8 protein-coding genes and 1 pseudogene are annotated in these 5,033 nt (G+C 48.3%); 5 read left to right on the top strand and 4 right to left on the bottom strand.

The features are described 5' to 3' along the window. Nucleotides 1-73: 73 nt before the first annotated feature. The 5 genes and pseudogenes from DXA74_RS15540 to DXA74_RS15570 form a co-directional block, all read left to right on the top strand. Nucleotides 74-280: pseudogene (locus DXA74_RS15540) on the top strand (tyrosine-type recombinase/integrase); the annotation flags it as partial. An 84-nt stretch (nucleotides 281-364) separates the two neighbouring features. Then, nucleotides 365-895 (top strand): ORF6N domain-containing protein, encoded by a 531-nt coding sequence (locus DXA74_RS15545; protein WP_053398663.1) that lies wholly within the window; start codon nucleotides 365-367, stop codon nucleotides 893-895. A gap of 633 nt (nucleotides 896-1,528) precedes the next feature. Continuing rightward, a complete protein-coding gene (locus tag DXA74_RS15560) occupies nucleotides 1,529-2,062 on the top strand; it encodes an antirestriction protein ArdA (protein WP_004329650.1) in 534 nt (177 codons plus the stop codon). Between the two features lie 77 nt (nucleotides 2,063-2,139). Continuing rightward, the gene (locus DXA74_RS15565; RefSeq protein WP_005924228.1) at nucleotides 2,140-2,361 is read left to right on the top strand and encodes a DUF3873 domain-containing protein; all 222 of its coding nucleotides are present in this window, start codon (nucleotides 2,140-2,142) and stop codon (nucleotides 2,359-2,361) included. An 11-nt stretch (nucleotides 2,362-2,372) separates the two neighbouring features. Beyond that, nucleotides 2,373-2,855: a hypothetical protein gene (locus DXA74_RS15570; RefSeq protein WP_004308768.1), complete on the top strand. Its 483-nt coding sequence runs from the start codon at nucleotides 2,373-2,375 to the stop codon at nucleotides 2,853-2,855. 203 nt (nucleotides 2,856-3,058) lie between these two features. Here DXA74_RS15570 and DXA74_RS15575 read toward each other — a convergent pair whose 3' ends face one another. From DXA74_RS15575 to traN, 4 genes are all read right to left on the bottom strand, one after another. Next, nucleotides 3,059-3,379 carry a hypothetical protein gene (locus tag DXA74_RS15575; protein WP_004308767.1) on the bottom strand — a complete coding sequence of 107 codons (321 nt, stop codon included), beginning with the start codon at nucleotides 3,377-3,379 and terminating at the stop codon, nucleotides 3,059-3,061. Between the two features lie 12 nt (nucleotides 3,380-3,391). Next, complete coding sequence (locus DXA74_RS15580; protein ID WP_118529041.1) at nucleotides 3,392-3,850, bottom strand: DUF3872 domain-containing protein; 459 nt, start codon at nucleotides 3,848-3,850, stop codon at nucleotides 3,392-3,394. A 13-nt stretch (nucleotides 3,851-3,863) separates the two neighbouring features. Further along, a complete protein-coding gene (locus tag DXA74_RS15585; RefSeq protein WP_007845747.1) occupies nucleotides 3,864-4,445 on the bottom strand; it encodes a conjugal transfer protein TraO in 582 nt (193 codons plus the stop codon). A 3-nt stretch (nucleotides 4,446-4,448) separates the two neighbouring features. Then, nucleotides 4,449-5,033: conjugative transposon protein TraN (gene traN / locus DXA74_RS15590; RefSeq protein WP_118529043.1), on the bottom strand; the 585-nt coding region annotated here is incomplete at its 5' end.

Genomic DNA, 5,033 nt, shown 5'->3' on the forward strand with positions numbered 1-5,033 from the left:
ATATTGCTCATTCTCAACCACTTACAGTTCATTTCTCTCATATTCACTTTCCGTTGCTTTTGCTTAAATTGTGCACATGAGCCGGCACACGTTCGCCACGACCACCACGCTGTCAAAGGGCGTACCCATTGAAACGGTGTCCAAGATGCTGGGACACACAAACATAGAAACTACGCAAATCTACGCCCGCATCACCAATAGCAAGATAGGCAGCGATATGCAGGGGCTTGACAAGAAGTTTATCGGCATCGAGAAGATTTACAAGGAAGTCGCCATGTAATCTTGATTATTGGGAACTGGTCACAATTTGTGACCAGTCCTTACTATTATTCCAACATTGCTAAATCTCCTAAAATATACGATTATGGATTTGCAGATTATCCAAAACAAGATTTTTGAGGTCAGAGGTTGCCGGGTGATGCTCGATTATCATTTGGCAGAACTCTACCAAGTGGAAACACGAGCCTTGAAGCAGGCGGTCAAGCGCAATATCGAGCGTTTTCCAAGTGATTTTATGTTTGTTCTCACCCAAGAGGAAGCTAACTTGCTGTTATCCATAGGGGTATCACAAAATGTGATACCCCCTGCTTACAACTTCGGCGTTGCTATGCCTATGGCTTTCACCGAGCAGGGCGTAGCCATGCTTTCTTCGGTTCTCCGCTCCAAAGTAGCCATAGAAGTAAACATTTCAATCATGCGGGCTTTCGTCCTCATGCGCCAAATGGCAATCGGTTACGAGGAACTGTCAAGGCGCATCGAGGAACTGGAGGTAAGCACCGATGCGCAGTTCAACGAACTGTACCAAGCCCTTACCCAGCTTTTGAGCCAGTCGAAACAACAGAAAGAACGCCGCCCGGTAGGTTTCGTTACCTATAACCGTGACAAAAACGAATAGGTAACGATTTCGGTAACGAAATTCCGCCTAACAAACTATATCCCAATGAAGTACATTCTTCCACCTTGCGGGCAGTCCACCGACTACCCGCATTTTTTATATCCTTTTCCAACTGGCACATTCCCCGAAACTCCAGCCGTGCGTGGCATGGCTGACTGTATTCCGTGAAAAGAGCCGTTGGAAACCCGCACAAGCGTATTGCAAGCAAGCTTACAACACCCTTGCCTTTCCCGCCCGCATGGAGTGTTCCCTAAAAGATGAAAGAGAACAGGCACTTTTCCCCGGTTTCCCTATCTGTAAATCTTCCTCTTACGCAGTCCCCCAGCCGGGACAGTCGTTTTAATCATTTCAATAGGCAAAGGTAGTTACGTGTTCTTCACGATTTTGCAAGGTCGAGCCGTTCCGGTTTGGCGAAAAAATCTTCCCTGCCTTGCGAGGTATTTTTTGCCCAAAACCTTGCAAACTCTAAACACTACCCTTTTACGCCTATGTGAAACGAAAACGACCGACCCGACCGGAAGACGCATAAAAAAAAAGTCGGATTTACGGGAAACAGGAAAAAAGTTCAGTGAAACTTCAACTCCCTCACCTCTCAAATCCGCATAAAATTAAAAACTTAAAAATTACAGCAATATGGAAGCAAAGGTATTATCGGAAGCAAAAGTTTATGTAGGCACTTATGCCAAGTACAACAACGGTTCATTGTCCGGCGCATGGCTCGACCTTTCGGACTATTCGGACAAGGAAGAATTTTATGAAGCCTGCCGGGAACTTCACAAGGACGAGGAAGATGCGGAATACATGTTTCAGGACTGGGAGAACGTGCCGGAGGGCTTAATCGACGAAAGCTGGATTTCTGAAAACTTCTTCGCCCTGCGTGATGCGGTGGAGGATTTGAGCGACACCGAGCAGGAAGCCTTTTTCGTGTGGTGCAACTATAAAAGCCATGATTTGGGCGAGGAAGATGCGGACGACCTTGTACGTGATTTCCGGGATGAATATCAAGGGGAATATGACGATGAAGAAGATTTCGCCTATGAAATTGTAGAGGAATGTTACGACCTGCCGGAGTTCGCAAAGACCTATTTCGATTACAAACAGTTTGCCCGTGACCTGTTCATGTGCGATTACTGGTTTGATGACGGCTTTGTGTTCCGTGCGGCATAACAACCAATCCGGGCGGGGTGTCAAAGCCCTGCCCGCTTAAAACAACCAAGTTTATAACCATAAAAAAATAAGACATCATGCAGTCACTTAACAAAAACGGGGTAAGCATCACCCAGACACCGGGAGAAGAAAAGTTCGTGAAATGCCGTTTAGGGGCTTTCAGGGGACAAATTTATTATCAATATGACTACCGCCACACGGACGGCGAACTTTTCAGCACGGTAGCCAAAACGCTGGACGAGTGCCGCCGCAGGCGTGACGAATGGGTAGCGAAGAAGAACGGAGTAATAAACAAGTAAATTTCAGGGACATGAAAACGACAGAAGTAAACAAGGAGCTTATCGGCAGGCGTTGCGAGTGTATTTTTACGGGCTTAATGGTAACGGGCGTTATCGAGGACACAGAAGAAAACGAACACACCATAGAGGTAAAAGTCCGTTTCGACCACCCGCACCAGTGGGGCGATGATTTGTATAATGATGTGTGGGCGTGGGGGCGCAAAATAGACGAGTTCGGCACGCTGCATCATTTGCAACTGTTGGAGGACAAACCGGACTTTCAGATAATGACGGTAGTTTTCGGCGAGCCAATCAGCCGGATAGACCGCAGTGTTTTTGCAGATGTGGAAACGTGGGGCGTCTGTTCCCTGCAAGGCTGGGTAAACAGCTATGAAAGTGTCCGGTTTGTAGCCATAGACGACCATACGGCAATCATCACGGGCGAATATAACATGGAGCAGGTAAAGGTGTGGTTAGAGAAATACACGTCCATAAAGAGCCTTAAAACCAGTTGATAGAGGACGGCGGCTGCTTGCCGCCGTTACTTTCTTCCGTGAGCCTGCCAGCGGGTGAAGAAAGTAACAAAGAAGCCTTTCGTTTTCCCTATCATGGAAACAGCCCGCCGATGCTTCCCGGCGGGCTGTCTGCCCGATATTTACGCTTTGCGTATCATTCCATACCCGGTTTCCCAAGAGGATGATAAAAACGGCTGTCGCAACTATAAATCCTCATAGTGAATAAATTTTACACCAAGTATGCACACGGTTTCTTCTTCCTCGATGTCATATTTCCATGTCCGTTTATTGACAAGCATTTCCGTTTCGCAATCGAACCATACCATTACGGGCGCATCGTCTTCTTCGTCCGCCCATTTGAATACCTGATTGGACGGCGTTTTCCATAATTCAGCACTGTCACGTTCGGAAATACAGTCCTTGTCCACAATGATGATGTCACCTACTGCCGGAACTGTATCTGTTTCCAACGTGGTTTCTATGTACCACGAGATGCCTTCTATATCCAATTCTATTTTTACCATGTCGTTTTATTATTAGGGGGTTATTGTTTCCGTTTCTTCTTCGCTGTTGTCATTATTAAATGATAGTGTAAGTTGCTGCATCTGCCCGAAGCTGTCGATGATATAAATGTCAATCGTCTGCTGGTCGGTCGATGCCGAGGTGTAGTAGAGCCAGAACGTTTCTTTCTCCAGCGGGTAGAGGTCATTGGGCAGGAACACCGTGCCGTTATCCATTTCCAGCTTTCCTTTGCCGTCCGGCTGGAAATACCTTATCTGATAGGCAGTCGGCTGGTAATAGCCGCCACGCACCAGTCGGCAGCGTATTTCGGCGGTTTCCCCGACTTTCAGCCTTTTGGGTACTGGCAGTGTTTCGATGCTGAACGGGTACGCCTGCTGAATATCCAAGTTGTCATTACAGGCGGTGACAAGCACGAGGGCGGCCACGATGTAGCAGCCCATGATGATTTTATACATTACATTCTTCATATACATTATTATATAGCGGTCAGTTGATAATGAATTTCAGTCCCAAAGATACCTGCGTGTGGAACTTGCCGATGTCCGAGCCGAACAACGCCCGTTCCCTTGCGTTCAACAGCAGAGCCACCCGGTCGGTCAGGTAGGTTTCCAGTTCCAGCGTCAGCGCACCGCCGTAAATGAAGCAGTCCTTATCCAGCAAGGTAGAGCCGTCCGGCAGCAGCTTTTCGCTTCGGTTGCTTGTTTCGTACCCGGCGAGAGCCGACAATCCCAATGAAAGGAAAAAAGTCTTTCGCCTGTCCGATAGGAATTTCAGGTAATAGCCGCCCTCTGCGGTGAACTGTTCCACGGGTATCTGCATATCCTTGTAGTCATACTTCTTGTGCAGGTATTCGCCGCCAATCACCCAGCGGTTGGCGTTCTTGGTGTAAACGCTGTACGCCGCCCCGATGTGGTAGGCGAAATCACTGCCAGCGTTCCAATGCACCCCGTCCGTCATGCCCGCCGTGACCTGCAAGCCTTTCATGCCCGGCAGGTATCTTTGTGCGTGTGCCTGAAACGAGGTCAGGCACAGCGCAAAGAGCATCATTATAAAGATGTGTCTTTTCATTCCCTATTTGATTTTTAGTTCGTCAATCACTTCTGCGTTCACGATGTCGGCGTTCTCCACCCGTATGGTCTGATGCCGCCCGCCGTTCTTCTCGTAGAGTTCCACGACCAGCAGCTTGTCGTCAGGAATGGTAAACTTCGGCAGGGCGTACACCGTGCGCACGGTCGATTTCCCGGCAATCTCTATCACCTCGTTGTAGCTGCGTACCGCATCCAGTACCGTTTCCTGAATAGCCGTGCGTTTGGGCACTTTTTTATCGGTTATCTTAAACCTGATGAAGTCCGTGTCGAAAGGCACGTTGGAACTGTTCTTTGTCTGCGTGTGCACGTAGAGCATCCCGTTATAGGTGTAAATCCCCTTGATTAAGAACTGTATGCCGAAACGCTTGCTACCCAAGTGGCGCACTTTCCGGTCATTGTTCTTGTAGATGCTCTGCATTATCAGCTTCACCAATAGCGGGCTTTCACCCGCCAGTTCCCGGAAATGGATGTTCATCCGGGTATGCGAGAAATCGGACGTATCTTCATTCTCCAAGAAGTCCTTCATCTCGATGTTGAGCATTTCCGGTTCACGGGCGTACTTGGCGTT

This window comes from Bacteroides sp. OF04-15BH, assembly GCF_003477995.1.
GTDB lineage: Bacteria > Bacteroidota > Bacteroidia > Bacteroidales > Bacteroidaceae > Paraprevotella.

What these genes read in the sequence shown, in the direction of transcription:
- DXA74_RS15565 (WP_005924228.1), top strand. Translation starts at nt 2,140, where the DNA reads ATGCAGTCACTTAACAAAAACGGGGTAAGCATCACCCAGACACCGGGA.
- DXA74_RS15575 (WP_004308767.1), bottom strand. Translation starts at nt 3,379, where the DNA reads ATGGTAAAAATAGAATTGGATATAGAAGGCATCTCGTGGTACATAGAA.
- DXA74_RS15585 (WP_007845747.1), bottom strand. Translation starts at nt 4,445, where the DNA reads ATGAAAAGACACATCTTTATAATGATGCTCTTTGCGCTGTGCCTGACC.
- DXA74_RS15570 (WP_004308768.1), top strand. Translation starts at nt 2,373, where the DNA reads ATGAAAACGACAGAAGTAAACAAGGAGCTTATCGGCAGGCGTTGCGAG.
- DXA74_RS15560 (WP_004329650.1), top strand. Translation starts at nt 1,529, where the DNA reads ATGGAAGCAAAGGTATTATCGGAAGCAAAAGTTTATGTAGGCACTTAT.
- DXA74_RS15545 (WP_053398663.1), top strand. Translation starts at nt 365, where the DNA reads ATGGATTTGCAGATTATCCAAAACAAGATTTTTGAGGTCAGAGGTTGC.
- DXA74_RS15580 (WP_118529041.1), bottom strand. Translation starts at nt 3,850, where the DNA reads ATGTATATGAAGAATGTAATGTATAAAATCATCATGGGCTGCTACATC.